This is a genomic window from Actinomadura sp. K4S16, assembly GCF_008327685.1.
Classification (GTDB): Bacteria; Actinomycetota; Actinomycetes; order Streptosporangiales; family Streptosporangiaceae; genus Spirillospora.
This window is the reverse complement of record NZ_BDDE01000029.1, coordinates 87,348-109,525: the sequence shown is the minus strand read 5'-3', so window position 1 is coordinate 109,525 and position 22,178 is coordinate 87,348. Positions and strand designations below refer to the sequence as shown.

Here is a 22,178-nt window from a genome sequence, read left to right as displayed (position 1 = left end):
TGGCGAAGGGACGGTCGCGAGGCCCTGGGCATCGGAGCGGACATGCCACTGCACCCCAGCCAACCCCCAGCCCCTCCCGCACGTCCCACGACGACAGATCCAGGGCCCCAGCGGCGAAGCACGACTGCCACGTCCTGCGCATCGCGAGCGGACATGACCGAGGCGGGCGTTTACCAGGTGGGAGGGTCAGGGCCAGACCTGGTGGAGGGTCCAGGGGCCGGGCTGGTGGGGGGCGATGACCTCGGCGATTGCGAGGCCGTCCGGTGTCGCCACCTGGAGGCGGTAGAACCTCGCCTGGCCCGGGGCCTGCCATTCCTCAAGGACCCGGCGCACGCGGTAGCGGCCGCGGGGGCCGGTGATCTGGGAGGGGCGGCCCGTGGGCGTGGTCTCCGCCGAGACCGGTTCGTCGATCAGCACGAGACGACAAGGTAGTCCGAACACACGTTCGAAGCGAACCCGACACGCCGTGGCGGCCGACGGAAGCACCGTCCCGCCCCTGGCTCTGGACCTGATTGTCCGTGGGGGGCGCTACCGTCGCTGTCGTCGGACTACGGAGGACGATGACCATGGCGACCTACACACTCATCCCCGGAGCGGGGGGCCAGGCCTGGTACTGGCACCGGCTGGTACCAGAGCTGCGGGCGCGAGGACACGACGTCGTGGCCGTCGACCTTCCCGCCGGTGATGACTCCGCGGGCCTGACGGAGTACGTCGACACCGTGCTCGAGGCGATCGGCGACCGCAGGGACCTCATCCTGGTGGCGCAGTCGATGGGCGGCCTCACGGCACCGCTCGTCTGCGAGAGGCTGCCGGTCGACCTGCTCGTGCTGCTCAACGCCATGGTCCCGTCGCCAGGCGAGACGGGCGGCGAATGGTGGGAGAACACCGGGCAGGCGAAGGCGATGTCCGACCAGGCGGTCCGTGATGGACGGACGCCGCCCGCCGAGTTCGACGCCGAAGAGTACTTCTTCCACGACGTGCCGGACGAAGTGAAGGCGGTGGCGCTGTCGCAGGAGGCTCCGCAGTCGGCCACCCCGTTCACAGAGCCGTGGCCGCTCCACAAGTGGCCCAGTACTCCGACCGTCTTCCTGCAAGCACGCGACGACCGCTTCTTTCCACTGGACTTCCAGCGGCGGGTGGTGGGCGAACGGCTGGGCATCACCGTTGACGAGATGCCCGGAGGGCACCTCGTCGCACTGAGCCGTCCCCGAGAACTGGCCGACCGCCTGGAGACCTACCGCACGCGATGACGGGCCCCCGCGGCCATCCGGAGACCCGCGGGGGTTTGGGTCATGGACTACCAGGCCCCTCCCCGTCACCTGGATGAGCGAGGAGAACGCCTGCGGTGCGGCGCATGTCGTGACGAGGTCTGTTGTCACCCTGGCCCGGCGGGTGGGGGCGTTCGGTTTCGACCAGGCCGCGCTTGCTAGGACGCTCCCAGCCGTTCGGCCAGGGCGGGCGCCAGCGGGTACGGGCGTTCCTCGGGGAGGAGCGCTCTGGCCTGGGGGATCCGGCCGGCCTGGCGGAGTCCGTGGATCTTGCGGACCAGCGGGGTGCGGTCCTCGATGCCGATGATCCAGTCGTCGACGTAGCGGTCGACGATGTGGCGGCTGAGGCCTATCTGGATGCTGCGCGTTTCGAGTTTCCGGCCGTGAAGGGAGCGTTCAGGGTCCCATTGGACGTGCACCATAGCCTTGGCGAACCGGCGGGGCCATTCATCGGCGCTCCGGAAGACGCGGCGGTCGGGATCGGTCGGGACGGCGAGGCCCAGCGCCTCCTCCCAGCCCGCCCGGGTGATCCGCACCGCGAGGATCGTCTCCTGTCCGGGCTTGCGGGCCCAGTTGCTGCGGGCCATGAGCCACAGGAAGGACGGCTTGATCCAGGTCATGCGGTGCCGGGAGAACGGCGGGACGAACGTGCCCTGCCTCGCCGCCGGACCGCCGATCTCGGGGGCGTACGCCTGGTAGACGGTGATCGAGTCGCGGTCGTAGCAGGCACGGATCTCGCGTGTGCGCATGATCCCGCCAGGGTGGCGCGGGGCTCGCTGCGGCTCAACCGGTTTTCCTCCGGCGGTGGGCCTTCTGGCGGCAGGCGGCGCCGCAGAACCGGGCGGGGCGTCCCGTCGGCGCCGAGGTGAGCGGCTTCCCGCACACCTCGCAGTACCTTTCGTTACGCGATTCGGGCAGCGTTTCGTCGTCTTTCGTTACGGGACGGAGAGCATCGCACGCCAGCGCCGTCATGCGTCCGGGCCGGCCATCGGGGCGCCGCTGGCGTTCCATCAGCATGGCGCCGACCATGAGGGCGCGGACATCGTGGACGTCGACGTCCGAGCGGACCGCGCCCGCGTCCTGCGCCCGTCGCAGCAGACCGCCCAGGGCCGAGGCGAACTGCTCGTCCATGCCTTGGACGTCCAGCGTTCGCAGGTCCGCGGCCAAGGCGTCGCACAGGGCGTGGTTGAACATCGCACGCTCCACGACCCACATCAGGAAGCCGTAGAAGGCCTCTCCGGGATCATCTGCGTGGACGAGCGCCTGCGCCTCGTCCACGATCCGCTCGATGCGGTCCGAGACGACCGCCTGGAACAGGACCTCCTTGGTCGGAAAGTGGCGGTAGACGGTCCCTGCTCCGACACCGGCCCGGCGGGCGATGTCGTCGAGCGGGACGAGGCGGCCGTCCGCGGCGAAGGCCTCGAACGCGGCCTGGAGGATGCGCTCGCGGTTGCGGCGCGCGTCGGCGCGCAGCGCGCGTTCGCTCACCCGGCACCTCCTTCGTCGGGGTTGACAAGCGGGGCGGACGTTCCGGTACCGTCCTAAGCGGGTTAAGCGTTCCGATTATAGGAGGACCGATGACGGCGGTGGACGAGGCTCGCGCCGCGCTCGGCAGGATCGGCGTCGGGCTCGTGACGCCCATCGCGCCGGCGGACGAATGGCGGCGTGCGGCGCAGCGCGTCGAGCGGGCGGGCTACGGGTCGATATGGGTGAACGAGGCGATCGGCGGGCGGGAGGTGTTCACGCAGCTCAGCGTGATGCTGGCTGCGACCGAGCGGATCGTTCTCGGCTCGGCCGTCGCGAACCTGTGGGCACGGCATCCCGCCACCATGCAGGGTGCGGCGTCGGTCCTGGCCGACGCCTACCCGGGGCGCCTCGCGCTCGGTGTGGGCGTCAGCATGGGCGCGATCGTGGAGCAGAGCGGGCAGAAGTGGACAAGCCCGCTGACCCGGATGCGCGAATACCTCGACGGCATGGACGCGGCCGTCGACGCGGCGCCCGTACCCGAGAAGCCTTTCCCGCGGCTGCTCGCGGCCCTCGGGCCGAAGATGCAGGAACTGGCCCGCGACCGCGCGGACGGCGCTCTCCCCGCTGCGATGCCCGTCGAGCACACCCGGCAGGCCCGGGAGAGGCTCGGCGACGACAAGCTCCTCATCGCCATGCAGAGCGCCATCCTCGAGACTGACCCGGCGAAAGCACGCGGTATCGCAAGAGGGACGCAGATGTTGGCGATTCCGGGCTCCCCTTACGTCCGCTCCCTCAAGTCGCTCGGATACGGCGACGAAGCGCTCTCCGGCGGCGGCTCTGACGAGGTCATCGACGCCTGCTTCATCTGGGGCGATGAGACCGCCATCGCCAAGAGGGTCCAGGAGCACCTGGACGCGGGAGCCGACCACGTCTGCGTCACGGTCTTCACTCCGGACCTGTCCTCGGCCGCCGACCATTTCGAACGCCTGGGCCCCCGCCCTGCTCTGACGACCGTCCCGGCCACGCGCCTGCCCAGCGCCGCCCAAGGCCTCAAGCCCGTGCCTCCGGACCGCCGGGTCGGCTTCTTACCCGGTGGCACATGGGCCACGACAACCGACCGGTCCGGCCTGAGCGGGCTCAACCGGACCTCCTGCTCGCCCGCCGCACGGCCCGGCCCCCGCCCAGCGCGGTCCCGCACGGATCTCAAGAGGCCACAGCCCTGCACGGCACAGGTCGCACTGCGCGGTCCTGCACAGCGCGGCCCGGCGAGAGTTACACCGCGCGGGCGGCACCCCAGGGCTCGCACGGGGTCAGCGGGGGCGGATCAGGCCGGTTTCGTAGGCGGTTATGACCAGTTGGGCGCGGTCGCGGGCGTGGAGTTTGGCCAGCAGGTGGCCGATGTGGGTCTTCACGGTGGCGGGGCTCAGGTGGAGGTGCTCGGCTAGCTCGGTGTTGGACAGGCCGCGCGCGATGAGGGTGAGGACCTCGCGCTCGCGGTCGGTGAGTGCGTCGAGTCCGGCGGGCGGCGGCTGGGCGGGGCCGGGGCGGCGGACGAACTCGGCGATCAGCCGGCGGGTCACCGACGGGGCGAGCAGGGACTCCCCCGACGCGACGACGCGGATCGCGGACAGCAGGTCGGCGGGCGGGGTGTCCTTCAGCAGGAACCCGCTCGCCCCCGCCCGCAAAGCCGAGTAGACGTAGGTGTCCAGGTCGAACGTCGTGAGGATCAGGACCCGGACGCCCGGCAGTTCGGCGCAGATGCGCTGGGTGGCCTCGATGCCGTCCATCTCGGGCATGCGGACGTCCATCAGGACGACGTCCGGGCGCTCCCGGGCGGCCAGCTCGACGGCCTCGGCCCCGGTGCCGGCCTCGCCGACGGTGCGGAGGCCGGGCGCGGTGTCGATCAGGACGCAGAAGCTGCCGCGCAGCAGGGCCTGGTCGTCGGCGACGAGGACGCTCAGATCCAACGGGGTTCCTAGCTGTCGTACGGGAAGGCGGCGGAAACGGCGAAGCCGCCTTCGGGGCGCGGGCCGGCGGTGAAGTCACCGCCGTACATCATGACGCGTTCGCGCATGCCGATCAGTCCGTGCCCGTCGCCGCCCGGCAGGACGCGGGTGCCGGGCCCGTCGTCGGTGACGTCGATGCGCATCCGGAGCCCGTCGGCCCTGACGCGGACGCGGCAGCGCGCGGGCGCCGCGTGCTTGACGACGTTGGTGACCGCCTCCTGGACGATGCGGTAGGCGGAGAGCGCGATGCCGTCGGGGAGGTCTCTCGCGTCGACGTCCAGGTCAACGTGGACGCCCGCCATGGCGGCGCGTTCGGCGAGCGCGGTCAAGTCGGCCAGCCCTGGGGACGGAGCGAGGTCGGCGTCGGCGGCGCCGGTGCGCAGAACGCCGAGGAGGTGACGCATCTCCGCGAGCGTGCCTCGGCTGGTGGTCTCGATGACGCGGAGGGCGTCCAAAGCCTCCTCGGGGCGGGCCTCGGCGACGTGGACGGCGACGCCGGCCTTGACGGCGATGAGGCTCATGCTGTGCGCGACGACGTCGTGGAGCTCGCGGGCGATGCGGAGGCGCTCGTCGGAGACGGCCTGGTCGGCGAGGCGGCGGGCGGCGTGCGCGGCGTGCGCGCGGCGTTCGCGGACGACGCGGCCGAGCGTCCAGGACGCGCCGAGAACGGAAACCCCGAGCAGCAGCCTGCCGAGGATCGCGGCCTGCGTCCCGACAGGGCCGGCGACGGCGCCGACGAAGATGAACACGGCGCTGACGGCGCCGATGAGCAGGGTGGGGACCCATCGGCGGCGGCGCCGGGTGAGCGCGACCTGGTAGAGGGCGAACCCCGCGGCGGCGTAGGTGTCCCAGGGCAGGCCGAGGAGCAGCGTGGCGGTCGAGGCGGACAGGACGGCGGCGAAGACCGGGACGGGCCACAGGCGCCGCACCGCGAGGGGCAGGGCCGTCGCGGCGGCGAGCGGGACGGCGAGGAGCGGCGGGGCGTCGGTGGAGTCCGGCAGCAGCACGAGCACGAGGGCGTAGATGAGCGCGGCCCCGGCGTCGAGGCCGACGAGGCCGCGCCGGCCGAACCGCGGGAGCGGGGAGCGCAGCTCGGATTCGTCCACGTCACGAAAGGTAGCGGGGCGGTGCGGCCCGCGCCTCATGCCGGCGGCCGTCATACCGGGGTCTGAGGCGGCGGGACGGTCTCGGAGCACGGTCGCACGCGCGGTTCCCGCCCGCGTTCCGATGTGCGCCGGGGCGGTCGCGGACGACCCTCGACGGCATGATCGAGGTACGCGAGCTGACCAAGCGCTACGGCGCCACGACGGCGGTGGACCGCCTGTCCTTCACCGTGAGGCCGGGGGCGGTGACGGGGTTCCTCGGCCCGAACGGCGCCGGAAAGTCGACGACGATGCGCGTCGTGCTGGGCCTGGACCGGCCGACGTCCGGTGAGGCGCTCGTCAACGGGCGCCCGTACAGGGCGCTCCGGCGGCCGATGCGCGAGGTGGGGGCGCTGCTGGACGCGGGCGCGGTGCAGGGCGGGCGCCGGGCGTTCGACCATCTCGGCTGGCTGGCGCGCAGCAACGGGATAGGGACGCGGCGGGTGGCGGAGGTCCTGGAGCAGGTGGGCCTCGCGGGGGTCGCGCGCAAGCGGCTCGCCGGGTTCTCGCTTGGCATGCGGCAGCGGCTCGGGATCGCCGCGGCGCTGCTGGGCGATCCGGGGGTGCTGATGTTCGACGAGCCGGTGAACGGGCTGGACCCCGACGGCGTCCGCTGGATCCGCGAGCTGATGCGGGGGCTGGCCGCCGAGGGCCGGACGGTGCTGGTCTCCAGCCATCTGATGAGCGAGATGGAGCTGACGGCCGACCGGCTGGTCGTCATCGGGCGCGGACGTCTGATCGCGGACACGTCGGTGCGGGAGCTGGCGGACCGCTTCCACCGCGGGGTGCTCGTCCGTTCGCCGCGCCCGGCCGAGCTGACCGCCGTGCTCGCGGCGGCCGGGGGCTCGATCGAGTCCGCGCCGGGCGGAGCGCTCACGGTCACCGGGCTGGACGTGGCCGCCATCGGCGACACGGCCGCCGCGAACGGGATCCCGCTGTACGAGGTGACGCCGCACAGCGCCACGCTGGAGGAGGCCTACATGGAGCTGACCGCGGGCGGCACCGAGTTCAGGGCGGTGGCGTCGTGATCGACGCGCTCGCCGCCGAGTGGTACAAGCTCCGGACCGTCCGCTCGACCTTCGCCGTGTTCGGGACGGTCGCGGTGTTCATGCTTCTCTGCCTCCTTTGGTCGTGGTACGTCGCCCGTTACTGGGACGGCCTGTCGCCCGCGAGGAGGGCGACGGCGAAGGCGGCCCCGGCGGAGCAGCCCCTGGCCGTGGCGCTGCCGGTGTGCGCGGTGGTGCTGGGGGCGCTCACGTTCACGTCGGAGTACGCGCACGGCATGAACCGCACGACGCTGGCCGCGCTGCCGAACCGGCCGGTCCTGTTCGCCTCCAAGGTGGGCGTGGCGGCGGCCGCGATGCTCGGGGCGGCGCTGGCGGCCCTGGCCGCCGGGGCCGCCGCAGGGGACGCCATCGTGGGGAGCCGACCGGTGGCCACGTTCCAGGGGCCGGCGGCGGACGTCGCGGTCCACCTGCTGTGGCTCGGCCTGACGACGGCGGCGATCACGCTGGTCGCGTGCGGGCTGGGCGCCGTGCTCCGCTCCACGGCCGGGACGATCACGGTCGGCATGGCCGTGCTGTTCGTGGTGCCCGGCCTCGCCCGGCTGCTTCCGTCCCCGTGGGACGAGCGGATCTGGTCGGCGCTGCCCGGCAGCCTGTCCGACCAGATCGCGGGCCCGCCGGGCTCGTCGACGGACCACGGCGTCCTGTCGCCGTCCGCGGCGGTCGCGGTGCTCGTGGCCTATGCGGCCGTCGCGCTGGGGGCCGGGGCCTTCTCCTTCACGCGGCGGGACGCGTGATCGCCCTCGCGGTCGCGGCCGAGTGGCGCAAGCTGCGCTCGGTGCGCTCGACCTACTGGGTACTGGCGGTGACGGCGGCGTTCACCGGGTTCACCGTGCTGCTTGCGATGCAGATGGCGCACGTCTGGGACGGGCTGGCGCCCGACCGCCGCGACGACCTGCTGCTGCGCCCGGTGCAGGAGCTCAGCACGTGGGTGGCGTCGCTGTGCCTGGCGGTGCTCGGCGCGCTGTCCGTCACGTCCGAGTACCGCACGAGCATGATCCGGACGAGTCTCACCGCGCTCCCGAGGCGCCCGGGACTGCTGGCGGCCAAGGCGGTGGTGGCCGGGGCGGTCGCGCTGGTCGCCGGGGAGGCAGCGACGGTCGGCTCGTTCCTCGGCACCCGGCTCGTCGTCGGCGACCGGCCCTTCCCGGACCAGCACGCGTCCATCGCGCACGACCTGCCCGGATTCCTCGTCGAGGGGACGGCGGTCCCGGTGTTCGCGCTGCTCGGCCTGTCGCTCGGCGTGCTGCTGCGGTCCACGGCGGGGACCCTCGTGTCGGTGGTGTTCCTGTGGCACGTCCTGCCCCTGCTCGCCTTCCACCTGCCGCGACCGTGGAGCGAGCGCGTCGGCTCGGTCCTGCCCGGCGGCCTGCCGGCCCAGATGGCGGGGATCGGCGCGGACAACTCCATCTATGGGGATCTGCTGTCCCCGCCCGCGGCGACCGCCGTGCTGCTGGCGTACGCTTTCGCGCCGCTCGGCCTCGCCGCCGTCGTCCTCGCCAGGCGGGACGCCTGAAGGCCCTGAAGCCACCGACGGCGGCGTCCCCGGGGCGGGGCGCCGCCGTTCGTCTTCGGGCAGGCTCAGCCGGCCTGCAGGGAGGTCGCCCGGACGGCCAGGCGCTCGCGCAGCATGTCGACGGCCTCGTCGATGCGGGGCGCGGCGGCCTGGGCGCGCACGCGCCGGCCGTCGAACTCGACGACGGCCTGCGCCAGGGCCGGGCGCGGCAGCGACCGGTCGGCCACCACGCTCAGCGTGACCTGGACGGACGTGACGCCGCGGGCGCCGGCCAGCGCGTCGCGGACGGCCCGCTCGGCCGCCGCGCGCTCGTGCGCCGAGACGTCGCCCGAGGTCAGGAATCGGATCTCCGGTCGCTCACGGGTCGCGTTCATGTGTCCTCCCAGATGCGCTTGTTCGGTCGCCTGTCGGCACGCGCGGCGGCCCGGTCGCGGCCAGGTGGGCCGCCGCCCTGAACAGTGAACGCCGCAGGCCCCCGGGATCACGCCCGCGCGGGACGAGAGCTTCATCACTCGTTGCGCCGGCCGCCGGCGCGCACCACGGGGAATGCCTGCGGAATAAGTGGTCAGAGACATTCACGGAGCCGGCAACGGCCTGCGAAATGGCCTGTCAGGATTGGCCGCCCGCAAAGCGGGAGAGCACCCGGCAATTCCTGCACCAACACCGGCCCGCGCGCGGGAAAAATGACCACCCGGCCGACTCCGTGCAACGCTCGTGCAACGTTCCGCAGCCGACTCGCCACCGACAGGCACTGCTCACAGGGCTCCGCACCCGTTTTCGCCCATGTCAGCGCCGGTCAGGCGCCGCCGGATCGGAAGGCGGTATTCCGCCATCCCAAAAACACCCGCGCATCCTCTAACATAGGGCGGTGCCGTTCCGCCCACGAGCAGACCCGTCGACTGGCTGGTGACCCCTTGCCCCAGGATTCAGCTGCCCCAACACCCCCGCCGGAAGGTGATCCGGCCGGACGGCTGATCGATTATCCGCGCCGCGGCGGGCCGACCGTCCTGCGCATTCTCCTCGGCGCGCAACTGCGGCGGCTGCGCGAGGCGCGCGGCATCTCCACCGAGCAGGCGGGTTACGAGATCCGCGGATCGCACTCCAAGATCAGTCGAATGGAGCTGGGCAGGGTCGGCTTCAAGGAGCGCGACGTCGCCGATCTGCTCACCCTCTACGGCGTCTCCGACCCCGCCGAGCGCGCCCCGCTGCTGGCGCTCGCCAAGGAGGCCAACACCCCCGGCTGGTGGCACCGGTACGGCGACATCCTGCCGAGCTGGTTCGAGGTGTACCTCGGGCTGGAGGAGGCCGCCTCCCTGCTGCGCACCTACGAGCTCCAGTTCGTCCCCGGGCTCCTGCAGACCGAGGACTACGCGCGCGCCGTCGTCCGGCTCGGGTACTCCGACGCCAGCGACGAGGAGGTCGAGCGCCGCGTCCAGATCCGCACCACCCGGCAGGAGCGGTTCACCTCCCCCGAGGCGCCGACGCTGTGGGCCGTGCTGGACGAGGCGGTCGTGCGCCGTCCGCTCGGCGGCCGCCAGGTGATGCGCGAGCAGATCCGGCACCTGATCGAGGTGTCCGAGCTGCCCAACGTCACGCTGCAGATCGTGCCGTTCGGCGCGGGAGGGCACGCCGCCGCAGGCGGCCCGTTCACCATCCTGCGCTTCGCCGAGCCGGGCCTGTCCGACGTCGTCTACCTGGAGCAGCTCACCAGCGCGCTCTACCTCGACAAGCCGACCGACGTCGACACCTACATGCGCGCGATGAACAACCTCTGCATCACCGCCGAGCGGCCCGACGAGACCGCGCGCTACCTCACCCGGGTCCTGAACGAGTTGTGACCGCGCCCCTCAGGGCGCGCCGCCGTCCAGGACGCGCTGGTTCCGGCTGCGGCTCCCGCCGCGGAACTCCGCGATGACCTCCCCGCCGGGGACGCGGCGCACCGTGACGTCGTAGATCCCGCTTCGGCCGTACCGGGTGCGTTCGACCGCCGTGGCCTCCAGGTCGTCCCCGCCGCGCGCACTCGCGACGAACACCACGTCCGCGGACGCGGCGACCGTCACGGAGTCATAGGTGTTGCACGCGTAGGCGAACGCCGAATCGGCGAGCAGGAACAGGTAGCCGCCGTGGGCGATCCCATGGCCGTTCACCATGGTGTCGGCCACCGTCATCCGCAGCCGCGCCCGCCCCGGCGCGATCTCGGTGATCCGCATGCCGAGGTCCTGCGCCACCTTGTCCTGCGCGTACATCGTCTCGGCGCACCGCCGCGCCACCTCTGCCGCATCATCCACCACGCCAGGGTAATGATCCCGGGAAGGGCGGCCCCGGCTCGCAGGTTACAAGAGGGCGCCTTTTGATGACGATGCCGAGTGAGGAGACAACCATGCTTTACGGCAAGGAGCACGTCGAGCGGTACCAGGCGACCGACGGTGAGGAGGGGCACGAGTGGCAGGGCACCGTCACCCTCCTGCTCACCACGACCGGGCGGCGCAGCGGCAAGGAGCGGACCACGCCGCTCATCTACCAGCCGGAAGGCGACGCCTACCTCGTCGTGGCGTCCAAGGGCGGGGCGGACGAGCCGCCGGCCTGGTACCGCAACCTGCAGGAGAACCCCGAGGTGAAGGTGCAGGTGAAGGGCGACAAGTTCACCGCGCGGGCCCGGACGGCGACGTCCGAGGAGAAGCCCGCGTTCTGGCGCAAGATGGCCGCCGTCTGGCCGGACTACGACGAGTACCAGAAGAAGACGAGCCGCGACATCCCGGTCGTCGTCCTCGAACGCGTCTGAGGCGCCGGGCCGCGCGGTCGGCTTTCGCGCCGCGGCCGGGACGTGTAGCGTCGGCGTAGAACACCCATTCGACCGCCGTCCGTCCGACTCAGCCGAGGTGCCGAGGTGCCGACGTCCCAGAGCGCTGACACGAGAGACCGGCCCGACGCCGAGGAACCGGCCGACACAGAGAGACAGGCCGACTCCGAGAAACAGGCCGGCGTCGAGAAGCGGGCCGCCGGTGGGAAGCAGAGCGGCGCCGGGAAGCGGGCGAAGGCCGGCGACGGGCCCGGTCCCGAGCCGCTCCCGCCGCGGCTGCTGAAACGCTGGGAGATCGGCGCGCCTGGCACGACCACGCCGCTGGCCACCGGGAGCGGCGACCGGAGCTGGCGCGTCGACACGGCGGACGGGGCGTTCTTCCTCAGGGAGCACGTCGGCCCCGACCGGCGCCGCGTGCTGTTCCAGCACGGCGTCACGGCCGCGCTCGACGCGGCCGGTCTGCCGGTGCTCGCGCCCGTGCCGGCGCGCGGCGGGCGCACGCTGGTCACCGCCGCCGGCCGCGGATACGTCCTGTACCCGTGGGTCGGCGGCCGGGGCCGCGGCGGCCTGGAGCTGACGTTCGCCCAGTGCGAGGCCCTCGGCGAGCTGCTCGGCCGACTGCACGCCGCGCTCGACGAGCTCACGCCGCCCGTCCAGCAGAGCATGCTCGTGCCGACGCCGCGGGCCGCCGACGCGGCCGCCGCCGTCGAGGAGATGCTGCGCGACGTCCCGGGCGGCGAGGACGGCACCGACTTCGACGCGCTCACCGCGCGCCGCCTGCGGGAGCGCCGCGACCTGCTCACCGAGTTCGCCGGGCACCAGCCGCCCGACATCGAGGTGAGCACGGTCGGGCACCTGCACGGCTCATTCCACGCCGAGCACCTGCGCTACGGCGGGTCGGGCAACGTCACCGCCGTGCTCGGCTGGGGCGGCCTCACCACCGGTCCGGTCGCCGGGGAGGTCGTGCGCTCGGCGGCGCGGCTGTTCGCCTGCGAGGACGAGCGCGGCCTCGATCTCGACCGCGTCGAGGCGTTCGTGCGCGGGCACCGCTCCGCCTTCCCCCTGGACGCCGGGCAGATCCAGTCGGCCGTGCACCGCGAATGGTGGGAGCGGCTCTGCGACGTCGCGCCGCTCCGGCACCGCTACCTGGGCGAGGACGGCGCGGGCGAGCGCGGCCCCGCCACGCTCGTGAGCTGGTGGTCGGCCAACCTCGACCGCACCCTCGACGCCTTCGCCGTGCCCTACACCGCCGAATACGCCGACGCCCCCGGCGACAGCCCCGCCTACGGCTGATCGGCTCGTCCCGGCTCCGATCGGACGGCGCGGCGAGGCATCCCCGCCTCCCGGCGGGTAGGGGACACTGCGAACGCGCATCGGCCCGCGATGTGCGAACCTTGGTCCGCACAATTCTGTATCGAACAGTCCAAAAGGAGCCGCAGGATGACTCAGGTCGCAGTGCTCGGCACCGGGATCATGGGGGCCGCGATGGCCCGCAACCTGCTCAGGAACGGGCACGGGGTCGCCGTCTGGAACCGCACCGCCGCCCGCGCGGAGCCGCTCGCCGCCGACGGCGCCACCGTCGCGGCCTCCCCCGCCGAGGCCGTCCGGGACGCCGACGTCGTCATCACCATGCTGAACGACGGGGAGACCGCCCTCGCGGCGATGACCGACGCGGCGCCGGGGCTGCGCGCCGGGCAGGTCTGGGCGCAGGCGGGCACGGTCGGCGTCGCGGACGTGCCGCGGCTGGCCTCGTTCGCCGCCGACCACGGGCTGACGTTCGTGGACTCTCCCGTCCAGGGCACCAAGCAGCCCGCCGAGCAGGGCAAGCTCGTCATCCTCGCCGCGGGGCCGCAGGACGCGCGGAAGGCCCTGGACCCTGTCTTCGGCGCGGTCGGGAGCAGGACGGTGTGGCTGGACGAGGACGGCGCGAGCGGCGCGGGCACCCGGCTGAAGCTGGCCGCCGTGAGCTACGCCATCTCGCTGACCTCGGTCGTCGCCGAGTCGGTGGCGCTGGCGAAGGGCCTCGGGCTCGATCCGTCCCTGCTCGGCGAGGTCCTCACCGGCGGACCCCTCGACAGCCCCTATCTGCAGATCAAGATGAAGGCGATGCTCGAGGGCGACTTCGAGCCGAGCTTCGCCGTCCGCAACGCCGAGAAGAACACCCGGCTCATCCACGACTCCGCCGAGGCAGCGGGCATCCGCGTCGACGTGAACGACGCGGTGGGCGAGCGGTTCCGGCGCGTCATCGAGCAGGGCCACGGCGACGAGGACATGGCCGCCACCTACCGCGCCAGCTTCGCGGACTGACACCGGGCGCGCCGCTGCGCGCACGGGGCGGGGGCGAGGCCAGGATGGTGGCATGGACGTACTCAGCAGCCGCATCCTGCTCCGCCCCCGCGATCCGGCGCGCACCCAGCGCTTCTACCGCGACGTGCTGGGCCTCGCCGTGTACCGGGAGTTCGGCCCGGCCGACTCCCCCGGCGTGGTGTTCTTCCTCGGTGCGGGCTTCCTGGAGGTGTCGGGGCACGGCGCGGGCGAGACGGGCTCGTCGCCGATGCTCTGGCTCCAGGTCCGGGACGTCCGGGCCGAGCACGAGCGGCTCGCGGCCGCCGGCGCGCGCGTCACGCGGGAGCCCCGGGAGGAGCCGTGGGGGCTGGTCGAGATGTGGATCGAGGACCCCGACGGCGTCAAGATCGTTGTCGTGGAGGTCCCGGAGGCCCACCCCCTCCGCCGCGACCCGCGCCCCTGACCCGGCGGTGACGATGACCCGGTGGTGACGATGACCCGGTGGTGACGATGACCGACGACTACTGGAACCACAACACGCACTACCACGGCGTCGTGCTGCGCAACGTGCCGCGCGGCTGCGGGGAGGCGCTGGACGTCGGCTGCGGGGACGGCCTGCTGGTGCACCGCCTCGCGCCGCGGGCGGCGCACGTCACCGGGATCGACAGGTCGCCGGAGATGATCGCGGAGGCGGTCCGGGCGAGCGCGGGCATCGGCAACGTCGACTTCGTCGAGGCGGGGTTCCCCCCGCACGACCTGCCGAAGGACCACTACGACTTCGTCTGCAGTGTCACCGCCATCCACCACATGGACTTCGTCAAGGCCCTGGCGGCGATGCGCGGAGCCGTCAGGCCGGGCGGAACCCTGGTCGTCGTCGGCCTGGCGAACAACAAGGGGCCGCGCGACCGGGCGTACGCGGCCGTCGGCCTCCCGGTGCACTACTTCCACCTGCTCCGCAACCGGCGGCGCGCGGGCAACCCCGGCGCCCCGGTCATGGACCCCGACATGACGTGGGGCGAGGTGCGGGACGAGGCGCTGCGGCTGCTGCCCGGCGCGGTGTTCCGGCAGCACCTGCTGTGGCGCTACTCCATCGTGTGGCGCAAGCCGCGCTGAGCCGCCCGGACTCCGAAAAACTGGAAAACACTGGAAGTGTCGGGAAGCACCTGTACTGTCTGCCGCATGTCCCGGTCCCCCGGCGCCCCGACCCCCGACGAGCTGGAGACGCGCATCGCCGAGCTGCGCGCCGCCGTCCGGCGGGCCATGGCGGCCGGCGACCGGCCGGGCGCCCGCGAGCTGCGCGCCGAACTGCGCAGGACCGAGAGCGCGTGGGACGACGCGGTCCTCGGCAACGCCGCCGGGCCCGGCGCGAGCGGCGGCGACGGAGGTCCGCGCGGCCTCCTGCCCGTCCGGGAGCAGGTCCACCAGGCGCTCACCCTGCTCGGCGCGCCCGCCGCGCCGAAGCTGATCGGGTCGGTGTACGCCGCGTTCTTCCCCGGCGAGATCCCGGGGAGCCGCCTGACGAGCCTGCGCCGCGACGAGGAGCGCTCCTTCCGCACCGCGCCGTACGCGCGCCCGTACTACCTGTGCGCCGCGCTGACCGCCGACCTGCTCGCGCCCGCGCGCGGACTCCTCACCGTCAGCACGTGGCCCCTGGAGCAGCGGATCGTCGGGCCGCTCAGCCCGCGCACCGACTTCCTCACCTGCGCGCTGCGCCTCGCCGAGCACGCCGGGCGCGGGACCCCCGCGCCGAGCGTGCAGCGGCTGCTGTGGCGTTTCGCGTCCAACATTCCCGGTGCGGTCACCGGTACGGTCGGTACAGTCGATCCGGCCGCGCTCGCCGAGGCAGCCCGGGCCGAACTGGACGTGCACCGCGACCCGGACCGGCGGCGCCGCGAGGCGGCCGCCGCACGCGCCCGGGAACGGCTCGACGACGCCGAACGGCTGTTCGGCACCCGGCTGCGGGCCCTGCGGGATCCCGGCCGGCGCCCCGCCATCAACGGAGAGACGGACCGATGACCGACACCGCGCCGGACCTCGACCGGCTGCGCGGCGACGCGCCCCCGCGCAACCACGACGCACGCACGATCGCCGCGCTCACCTCCAATCCGGGCTGCGCCCGCCGCGGGGTGATGGACGCGGCGGGCGTCGACAAGGACGCGGTGGCGCGGGCCCTGGGGTTCCCCGCGCCGTTCGGCCAGTCGCAGTTCGCGATCACGCGCGGGAACGCGTTCGAGGCGCAGGTGAAGGCGGACGGCTGCGCGGAGCTGCTGACGCTGCTGCGCGAGCGGCTCGGCCTCGCCGTTCCCGAGGTCGCCTATGACGACCTGGAGGTCGTCGCGGGCAACGAGGGCCGGGAGCTGCGGCACTCGCGGACGCGGCGGCTGGTCGCCCGCGCGCTGGAGACCGGCGAGGGCACGCTGTTCGACCACCCGCTGCTGCGGCTGGAGATCGCCGGGCGGCCCGCCTACCTGGAGCCCGACGTGATCGCGTTCCAGCTCGAGGGCCGGATGCACGTCATCGAGATCAAGTCGTTCGCCGTGGTGGACGGGCAGGCCGAGCCGGAGCAGGTCGCGGCGGCGGCCCGCCAGTCGGCGGTGTACGTGCTGGCGCTGCGGCGGCTGGCGGCGGAGCTCGGGCACGACCCGGCGCGCGTGTCGCACGAGGTGTTCCTCGTCTGCCCGGAGAACTTCTCGAACCGCCCCACCGCGACGCCGCTGGACGTCCGGCCCCAGCTCGCCGTCCTGGAGCGGCAGCTCGCGCGCCTCACCCGCGTCGACGACATCCTCGCGGAGCTGCCCGACGAGCTGACGTTCGAGCCCGGGGAGGCGCTCGCCGAGTCCGTGCGGGCGGTCGAGGCCCGGTACGCGCCCGAGTGCATGGCGGGCTGCGAGATGGCGCTGTTCTGCCGGGACGAGGCGCGCGCGTGCGGCGCGACGGGCGCGCTCGGCCGGTCCGTGCGCGACGACCTCGGCGGCCTCGACACGATCGGCACCGCGCTCGCGCTGGCGGACGGGTCGCTGCACCCCTCCGACGACCTGGCCGAGACGGCCGAGCAGCTGCGCGCCGCGGCGCGGCTGCGCGACGAGGCGCTGCACGGGGCCGCGTGATCCGCCCATGAGTGCGCTGTCCTCGCTCGCGCGGTTGCAGGCCGCGGCCGCCGGGATCGCGCAGCCCCTCGCGACCGTGCGGCACTGCCACGTGTCGGACGCCCCGCTCGTGCTCGTCCCGCTGAAGCTCGCCGGGGAGGCGGCGGCGCCGCTGGCCGTGATGGTCGGCAGCGCGCCGGACGATCCTTCCCTGCTCGTCGTCCCGCAGCCGCGCAACCGCGATCTGCGGTTCGCGTTCGCGGCGACCCTCGCCAAGCTCGTCCTGAACCACATCGAGACGAGCCGGGGCGCGGTGGAGGAGCTGCCGCCCGGCAAGGACGGCGACGAGCGCATCCGGTACGGGGACGCGCCGCAGCTGCTCGTGCCGAACCGGGGCGGTGTCGCGTTCCTGCGCCTGATGGGCCGCTCGACGCGGTTCCGCAGCACCGAGGGGCCCTACGCGGTGGACCCGGCGGTCCCGGTGCTCGGCCGGTGGCTGACGTGGTTCGCCGACCGCAACGACCATCCCGGGTCGTCCCTGCTGGGGGCGATGACGGAGCTGCTGCGGCTGCACTGGGCGACCGGGCAGAGCTCGCTGGAGGACGGCAACCTCGCCGCGCTGATGGGGTGGATCGACCCGCCGGGCGGCCTGGACGGGCCGGCCGCGGCGGCCCGCGCCGAGGACCCCGTCCAGCATCCGCCCGCGGGCCCGACGACCGACCCGACGTTCGACAACGAGGTCCTCGCGCCCGCGATCGCCGCCTACGACCGGTCGGGCGGCGCCCCGCGCGCCGAGGAGCGGCTGCGCGCCGCGCTCGCCTCCCAGCTCACCCCGACGTGGGAGCTGATGTGGCGGGCCGTCGAGCTGCTGCGCGCGCTGCCGGAGGGGGCGAGCGTCCCGCGCCGCTGGGAGCGCGACCGGGACGCCTTCACCTATTACCACCAGACGTTCGGCGAGGCGTATCCTCAGGCGCGCCGCGACCCGCCCGTCCGCGCGGCGCGGCGGCTGCACGACCTCGAACGCGCGCAGGACGCCTACGACGCGCAGCGGGCGTTCGACGATCCGCTGGTCATGGCCGAGCACCGCCTGGCCGGCCAGGCGTTCGGCGGGACGGTCACCGAGTGCGACCCCGCCCGGCTCGACGAGACGGGCAAGCGTCCGAAGCTGCGTCCGCTGCTGCGGGTCGGCACGCGCGACCCGGTGCGGCTCGACGTCGGCACGACCGTGTGCAGCGCGGCCAGGCCGGCGCTCAAGGGGAGGATCGTGGACGTGGAGGACGGCGGCGTGCTGCTGGAGCTGACCGGCGGGATGGGCCGCAAGCTCACCCCGGAGGCGGGCGTCGTCCCCGAGGTCGGCGACCGGGTGTGCTTCACCTCGCTCACGGAGGGCTCGTTCGGCGCCGCGAAGTTCCCCGACCGGGAGGACACGCCGTGGACGCACGGCGGGCCGCCCGCCGAGTACGTGCCGACCGACGAGGACGCCGAAGAGGAATGGTCGTGACCGGACACGCGGGCCGCCACCTGGTACCGGTGGCGGCGCAGGACCCCGCCCTCTCCACGGCCGACCCCGGCGACGCGGCGGCCCGGGTCGTCGACGGCGTCCTGGCCGACCTCGGCGGCGGGCACCGCGGCGTGGTGGTCGACTCCCCGCCGGGCGCGGGCAAGTCGACGCTGGTGGTCCGCGCGGCCGCGCACCTGGCCGAGGCCGGCGAGCGGCTGATGATCGTGGCGCAGACCAACGAGCAGGTCGACGACCTCATCGACCGGATCGCCGCGAGGCATCCCGGGATCACGCTGGGGCGGCTGTCGGCGTCGGGGTACGCGCCCTCCGAGCGGGTCATGGCGCACCCGTCGGTGCGGGTGGCGCAGAAGGCCGACGACCTCGCCGAGCACACCGTCGTCATCGCGACGGGCGCGAAGTGGGCGACGCTCTCGGACGGGTCGTGGCCGTGGGCGATCGTGGACGAGGCGTACCAGATGCGCTCGGACCTGCTGCTGCGCATCGCCGGGCGGTTCGAGCGGGCGCTGTTCGTCGGCGACCCGGGCCAGCTCGACCCGTTCTCCAGCGTCGAGGTCGAACGCTGGGCCGGCCTCACCTGGGACCCGATGCGCAGCGCGGTGTCCGTCCTGCTCGCGCACAACCCGGACCTTCCCGTCCACCGGCTGCCGGTGTCCTGGCGCCTGCCCGCGTCGGCGGCCCCGGTGGTGTCGGAGGCGTTCTATCCGTTCACCGGCTTCCGCGCCGGGACGGGGCCGGGCGACCGGAGGCTGGAGTTCGCCGCGCGCGGCATGGGCACCACCTACGACCACGCGCTCGAAGAGGCCGCGGCCACCGGCTGGGCCCTCTACGAGCTGCCCGCCCGGCACACCCTGCGCACCGACGCCGAGGCCGTCCGCGCGACGGCGGCGCTCGCCGTCCGGCTGCTGCAGCGCGGCCCCGTGGCGCACTCCGAGCAGGGGTCGAACCCGGTCGACGCCGCGCGTGTGGCGATCGGCGCGGCCCATCGCGACCAGGTCACCGCGATCCGCGCGGCGCTCGGCCCGCACGGCGCCGGCATCACCGTCGACACCGCCAACCGGCTCCAGGGCCGCGAGTACGACGTGACGGTCGTGCTGCACCCGCTGTCGGGGCGCCGCGACGCGACCGCGTTCCACCTGGAGTCGGGGCGGCTGTGCGTGCTGACGTCGCGGCATCGGCACGCGTGCGTCGTGGTGGCGCGGGCGGGGATCCCCGAGCTGCTGGACGCGCATCCGTCCGCCGAGCCGGTGCACCTCGGCGTGCCGGTCAAGTTTCCGGACGGGTGGGAGGCGAACCAGTCGGTCCTCGCCCACCTGGCCGGGCACCGGGTCGCCGGCGGCTGAGCCGCGGCCGGCGGACCGGCGGGGCCCGGTCAGACCCGCCCGGCGGTCGCGGCCCAGCGCCCGTGGTGCCGGCTGATCGTGATCGGATGGTCGAAGCACGCGCTGACCAGTTCGGTCGTGAGGACGTCGCCGGCCGGTCCGGACGCGAGCACCCGGCCGTCGCGCAGCAGCAGCGCGTGGCTGGTGCTGACGGGCAGCTCCTCCAGGTGGTGCGTGACGAGCACGGTGGTCAGGTCGGGGCGCTCGGCGCGCAGCTGGTCGATGGCGGCGAGCAGCCGCTCCCGGGCGGCGACGTCCAGGCCCGTGGCGGGCTCGTCGAGCAGCAGCAGCGGCGGGTCGGGCATCAGCGCCCGCGCGATCAGCGCGCGTCCCCGCTCCCCCTGCGACAGGTTCGGCCAGCGGGCGTCGGTGCGGGGCGTGAGGCCCATCAGCCCGATCAGCTCGTCCGCCCGGCACAGGTCGTCCTCGGACGGCGTCCAGCGCGGGACGAGCTCGATGGTGCCCGTCACCCCGGTCAGGACGATCTCCCGCACCGTCCGCGCCGACTCCAGGGGGTGGCGCGGGTTGACCTGCCCGATCAGCCGGCGCAGCTCCTGGACGTCCACGCGGCCGAGCCGGCGCCCGAGGATCTCCGCAGTGCCCCGCGTCGGGTGCGTGTAGGCGCCGAGGATGCCGAGCAGCGTGCTCTTGCCGGCCCCGTTCGGGCCGATCAGCGCCCAGTGCTCGCCGCGCAGCACCGTCAGCGTGACGCGGTCGAGCAGCGTCCGCCGCTCGCGCACCAGATCGATCTTGTCGGCGTTGAGCACGACGTCGGACACGGAAACCTCCCGCTCGCGGACACGGCCTGTCGAGGGCACCGAAGGGGCACGCGCGGCGGATGGGCGGTGCGGGACGCCGGAGACCGGGGTCGCCGGGGCGGAGGCGTCGGTGGACGATCTTCAACGTACCCCCGCGGCCCGGTTCGAGGGAGGCGCCCGGCCGGATACTGTGAGAGCCGGTGCCTCAGCTATCGGGGAGGGACATGGAGGACCTCGGCTTCATGTGCGCCCGCTGCGGCGGCGAGGTGCACGACGTGACGCACAACCGCGAGGGCTCGCTCGACGGCGTCGGCTACCGCCACAACCGGCGGGTGGAGCCGTGGGACCACGAGCTCGAGCTCGCGGTCGGCGAGCCCGCCCCGCCCGACCAGGGATGCGACTTCTGCGGCGGGCCCGCGGCGAGCTGGCTCTACTACCCCACGCTCGACCCCGACGACACCGACATGTTCGAGGTCGAGCTCGACACCACGCACCTGTCGGACGACGACACCGCCGTGGCCGTCCTCAACATGCTCTATCCCTGGTACGCGTGCGACACGTGCTCCGTCCTCGTCGCCGACCGCAGCGTCGACCTCCTCATCGCCCGCGCCCTCGACCGCACCCCCGTCCCCGCGGACGGCCCCGTCGACGAGGAGACCGTCCGGGCCCGCCTGCGCGGCTCCCTCTCGGTCTTCTTCACCACCCGCCCGGGCCGCCCCCAGCCCTCCCGGGCGGTATAGGACGGCCCTGCCCGGCCACCCCCGGAAGCGGGCTGTCGGTAGGGCTGACTATGATCGGTCCGTTTTCGGTGTGGTGTACGTGAGCACGGGGGATGTCAAGTGATCATCGAGAGGCGGTTCCACGGGCCGGACGGGTCCGGGAACGGCGGATACGTGGCGGGGCGCCTGGCGGGGCGGGTGCCGATCGACACGGTGACCGTGACGCTGCGGCAGCCGCCGCCGCTGGACACCGAGCTGACCGTCACGGTGGAGGACGAGCGCGGGCACAGCGCCCGGCTGTGGGACGGCGAGCGGCTGATCGCCGAGGCGCTCGCGGGGGCGATCGTGGTGCCGCCCGTCGCGCCCTTGCCGTTCGAGGAGGCGCTGCGGGCGGCGGAGAAGTACCGGGCGACGGAGAACCACCCGTTCCCGGGCTGCTTCGTCTGCGGGCCCGACCGCGAGCCCGGCGACGGGCTGCGGCTCGAGCCGGGGCCCGTCGCCGAGGGCACCGTCGCGGCGCCGTGGGTGCCCGAGCGGGTGCCCGAGCGGGAGCTGGTGTGGGCCGCGCTCGACTGCCCGGGCGGCTGGTCGTTCGACGTGGCGGGCCGCCCCGCGGTCCTCGGCACCATGACCGCGCAGGTGATGGACGTGCCGGAGGCCGGTGAGCAGTGCGTCGTGATGGGGCTCGCCCGCAGCCGGGAGGGCCGCAAGATGCACGCGGCGACCGCGCTGTACGGGGCGGACGGGCGGCTGCTGGGCCGCGCCGAGCAGATCTGGATCGAGGTCGACCCCGAGACGTTCGGGCGCTGACCACCCGGCCGCCGATCCGGGGGCGGAGCGGCCGGGACGCGCTTTTTTCGGCGGAACGTGTCGTCCGACACTGTCGCCCATGCCGGATCCGCTGTTCAATCTGAGCTTCCGCGGAAAACGGGAGGCGTATCGATGAGCGGAGACGGGTTACTCATCCTGGGGCTGGCGGCGCTGGCCGTCTACACGGGGGCTTACTGGGAGGGCGCCCGCCGCGCCGCGGCCGACATGGCGCAGGGCCACCGGAAGGTCCTCACGCCGCGGCGGACCTCGGCGCAGGGGCGCTGCCAGGTTCTGGTCTCCGCCGCCGCGGCAGGGCTGGCGCTGGCGCTGGTCGTGCTGGCCGGCCTCGGCTGAG

Annotated in this window: 25 protein-coding genes and 1 pseudogene; 18 read left to right on the top strand and 8 right to left on the bottom strand. The window is 73.8% G+C overall.

Annotated features, from left to right (window positions below):
- Window positions 1-186: 186 nt before the first annotated feature.
- Window positions 187-417, bottom strand: coding sequence for a hypothetical protein (locus K4S16_RS40895; protein WP_149264484.1), 231 nt, complete (start codon window positions 415-417; stop codon window positions 187-189).
- A 149-nt stretch (window positions 418-566) separates the two neighbouring features.
- On the opposite strand from K4S16_RS40895, the gene K4S16_RS40890 reads away from it, so the two are divergent.
- The gene (locus K4S16_RS40890; RefSeq protein WP_149264483.1) at window positions 567-1,250 is read left to right on the top strand and encodes an alpha/beta fold hydrolase; all 684 of its coding nucleotides are present in this window, start codon (window positions 567-569) and stop codon (window positions 1,248-1,250) included.
- Between the two features lie 176 nt (window positions 1,251-1,426).
- Here K4S16_RS40890 and K4S16_RS40885 read toward each other — a convergent pair whose 3' ends face one another.
- Both K4S16_RS40885 and K4S16_RS40880 read right to left on the bottom strand, forming a co-directional pair.
- A complete protein-coding gene (locus K4S16_RS40885) occupies window positions 1,427-2,017 on the bottom strand; it encodes a DUF4291 domain-containing protein (protein WP_200842410.1) in 591 nt (196 codons plus the stop codon).
- Window positions 2,018-2,051: 34 nt separating this feature from the next.
- Window positions 2,052-2,756: a TetR/AcrR family transcriptional regulator gene (locus K4S16_RS40880; RefSeq protein WP_200842409.1), complete on the bottom strand. Its 705-nt coding sequence runs from the start codon at window positions 2,754-2,756 to the stop codon at window positions 2,052-2,054.
- Between the two features lie 89 nt (window positions 2,757-2,845).
- Here K4S16_RS40880 and K4S16_RS46185 point away from each other — a divergent pair.
- Window positions 2,846-3,688: pseudogene (locus K4S16_RS46185) on the top strand (TIGR03620 family F420-dependent LLM class oxidoreductase); the annotation flags it as partial.
- 357 nt (window positions 3,689-4,045) lie between these two features.
- Here K4S16_RS46185 and K4S16_RS40870 read toward each other — a convergent pair.
- Together K4S16_RS40870 and K4S16_RS40865 are read right to left on the bottom strand one after the other, a co-directional pair.
- Window positions 4,046-4,702 carry a response regulator transcription factor gene (locus K4S16_RS40870; protein WP_149264481.1) on the bottom strand — a complete coding sequence of 219 codons (657 nt, stop codon included), beginning with the start codon at window positions 4,700-4,702 and terminating at the stop codon, window positions 4,046-4,048.
- 8 nt (window positions 4,703-4,710) lie between these two features.
- Entirely contained in the window at window positions 4,711-5,847 is a 1,137-nt protein-coding gene (locus K4S16_RS40865; protein WP_200842408.1) for a sensor histidine kinase, read from the bottom strand.
- A 158-nt stretch (window positions 5,848-6,005) separates the two neighbouring features.
- Between K4S16_RS40865 and K4S16_RS40860 the strand changes: the two genes are divergently transcribed.
- From K4S16_RS40860 to K4S16_RS40850, 3 genes are read left to right on the top strand one after another with little or no spacing between them, the layout of a single operon-like run.
- Window positions 6,006-6,911 carry an ABC transporter ATP-binding protein gene (locus K4S16_RS40860; RefSeq protein WP_149264479.1) on the top strand — a complete coding sequence of 302 codons (906 nt, stop codon included), beginning with the start codon at window positions 6,006-6,008 and terminating at the stop codon, window positions 6,909-6,911.
- Window positions 6,908-7,684 carry an ABC transporter permease gene (locus K4S16_RS40855; RefSeq protein WP_149264478.1) on the top strand — a complete coding sequence of 259 codons (777 nt, stop codon included), beginning with the start codon at window positions 6,908-6,910 and terminating at the stop codon, window positions 7,682-7,684. The genes K4S16_RS40860 and K4S16_RS40855 overlap by 4 nt, the downstream gene beginning before the upstream one ends.
- On the top strand, window positions 7,681-8,463 hold the full coding sequence (locus K4S16_RS40850; protein ID WP_149264477.1) for an ABC transporter permease: 783 nt from the start codon (window positions 7,681-7,683) through the stop codon (window positions 8,461-8,463). Before K4S16_RS40855 ends, K4S16_RS40850 begins: the two co-directional genes overlap by 4 nt.
- Before the next feature lie 65 nt (window positions 8,464-8,528).
- On the opposite strand, the gene K4S16_RS40845 is transcribed toward K4S16_RS40850, so the two are convergent.
- Entirely contained in the window at window positions 8,529-8,837 is a 309-nt protein-coding gene (locus tag K4S16_RS40845; protein ID WP_149264476.1) for a hypothetical protein, read from the bottom strand.
- Window positions 8,838-9,434: 597 nt separating this feature from the next.
- Between K4S16_RS40845 and K4S16_RS40840 the strand changes: the two genes are divergently transcribed.
- Complete coding sequence (locus K4S16_RS40840) at window positions 9,435-10,301, top strand: helix-turn-helix transcriptional regulator (RefSeq protein ID WP_149264536.1); 867 nt, start codon at window positions 9,435-9,437, stop codon at window positions 10,299-10,301.
- A gap of 9 nt (window positions 10,302-10,310) precedes the next feature.
- Here K4S16_RS40840 and paaI read toward each other — a convergent pair whose 3' ends face one another.
- Complete coding sequence (paaI, locus tag K4S16_RS40835; protein ID WP_308800999.1) at window positions 10,311-10,751, bottom strand: hydroxyphenylacetyl-CoA thioesterase PaaI; 441 nt, start codon at window positions 10,749-10,751, stop codon at window positions 10,311-10,313.
- 92 nt (window positions 10,752-10,843) lie between these two features.
- Here paaI and K4S16_RS40830 point away from each other — a divergent pair, with 92 nt between their 5' ends.
- The 9 genes from K4S16_RS40830 to K4S16_RS40790 all read left to right on the top strand — a co-directional run bounded on the left by K4S16_RS40830 (window position 10,844) and on the right by K4S16_RS40790 (window position 19,497).
- Entirely contained in the window at window positions 10,844-11,245 is a 402-nt protein-coding gene (locus K4S16_RS40830; RefSeq protein ID WP_149264475.1) for a nitroreductase family deazaflavin-dependent oxidoreductase, read from the top strand.
- A gap of 105 nt (window positions 11,246-11,350) precedes the next feature.
- Window positions 11,351-12,556 (top strand): phosphotransferase enzyme family protein, encoded by a 1,206-nt coding sequence (locus K4S16_RS40825; RefSeq protein WP_235037394.1) that lies wholly within the window; start codon window positions 11,351-11,353, stop codon window positions 12,554-12,556.
- Window positions 12,557-12,703: 147 nt separating this feature from the next.
- The gene (locus K4S16_RS40820) at window positions 12,704-13,570 is read left to right on the top strand and encodes an NAD(P)-dependent oxidoreductase (protein WP_149264474.1); all 867 of its coding nucleotides are present in this window, start codon (window positions 12,704-12,706) and stop codon (window positions 13,568-13,570) included.
- 52 nt (window positions 13,571-13,622) lie between these two features.
- Window positions 13,623-14,012, top strand: coding sequence for a VOC family protein (locus K4S16_RS40815; RefSeq protein ID WP_149264473.1), 390 nt, complete (start codon window positions 13,623-13,625; stop codon window positions 14,010-14,012).
- Between the two features lie 47 nt (window positions 14,013-14,059).
- Window positions 14,060-14,662: a bifunctional 2-polyprenyl-6-hydroxyphenol methylase/3-demethylubiquinol 3-O-methyltransferase UbiG gene (locus K4S16_RS40810; RefSeq protein ID WP_149264533.1), complete on the top strand. Its 603-nt coding sequence runs from the start codon at window positions 14,060-14,062 to the stop codon at window positions 14,660-14,662.
- A gap of 66 nt (window positions 14,663-14,728) precedes the next feature.
- Entirely contained in the window at window positions 14,729-15,565 is an 837-nt protein-coding gene (locus tag K4S16_RS40805) for a hypothetical protein (protein WP_149264472.1), read from the top strand.
- The gene (locus K4S16_RS40800; protein ID WP_149264471.1) at window positions 15,562-16,656 is read left to right on the top strand and encodes a hypothetical protein; all 1,095 of its coding nucleotides are present in this window, start codon (window positions 15,562-15,564) and stop codon (window positions 16,654-16,656) included. Before K4S16_RS40805 ends, K4S16_RS40800 begins: the two co-directional genes overlap by 4 nt.
- Before the next feature lie 7 nt (window positions 16,657-16,663).
- Window positions 16,664-18,136, top strand: coding sequence for a hypothetical protein (locus K4S16_RS40795; RefSeq protein ID WP_149264470.1), 1,473 nt, complete (start codon window positions 16,664-16,666; stop codon window positions 18,134-18,136).
- Window positions 18,133-19,497 carry an AAA family ATPase gene (locus tag K4S16_RS40790; protein WP_235037393.1) on the top strand — a complete coding sequence of 455 codons (1,365 nt, stop codon included), beginning with the start codon at window positions 18,133-18,135 and terminating at the stop codon, window positions 19,495-19,497. Before K4S16_RS40795 ends, K4S16_RS40790 begins: the two co-directional genes overlap by 4 nt.
- 29 nt (window positions 19,498-19,526) lie before the next feature.
- Here K4S16_RS40790 and K4S16_RS40785 read toward each other — a convergent pair whose 3' ends face one another.
- Window positions 19,527-20,315: an ABC transporter ATP-binding protein gene (locus K4S16_RS40785; RefSeq protein ID WP_149264468.1), complete on the bottom strand. Its 789-nt coding sequence runs from the start codon at window positions 20,313-20,315 to the stop codon at window positions 19,527-19,529.
- Between the two features lie 203 nt (window positions 20,316-20,518).
- Here K4S16_RS40785 and K4S16_RS40780 point away from each other — a divergent pair, with 203 nt between their 5' ends.
- The 3 genes from K4S16_RS40780 (at window position 20,519) to K4S16_RS40770 (ending at window position 22,177) form a co-directional block, all read left to right on the top strand.
- Entirely contained in the window at window positions 20,519-21,034 is a 516-nt protein-coding gene (locus K4S16_RS40780; protein WP_149264467.1) for a hypothetical protein, read from the top strand.
- Window positions 21,035-21,133: 99 nt separating this feature from the next.
- The gene (locus K4S16_RS40775; RefSeq protein WP_149264466.1) at window positions 21,134-21,823 is read left to right on the top strand and encodes a thioesterase family protein; all 690 of its coding nucleotides are present in this window, start codon (window positions 21,134-21,136) and stop codon (window positions 21,821-21,823) included.
- A 132-nt stretch (window positions 21,824-21,955) separates the two neighbouring features.
- Window positions 21,956-22,177 (top strand): hypothetical protein, encoded by a 222-nt coding sequence (locus tag K4S16_RS40770; protein WP_149264465.1) that lies wholly within the window; start codon window positions 21,956-21,958, stop codon window positions 22,175-22,177.
- The last annotated feature ends 1 nt before the right edge of the window (window position 22,178 follow it).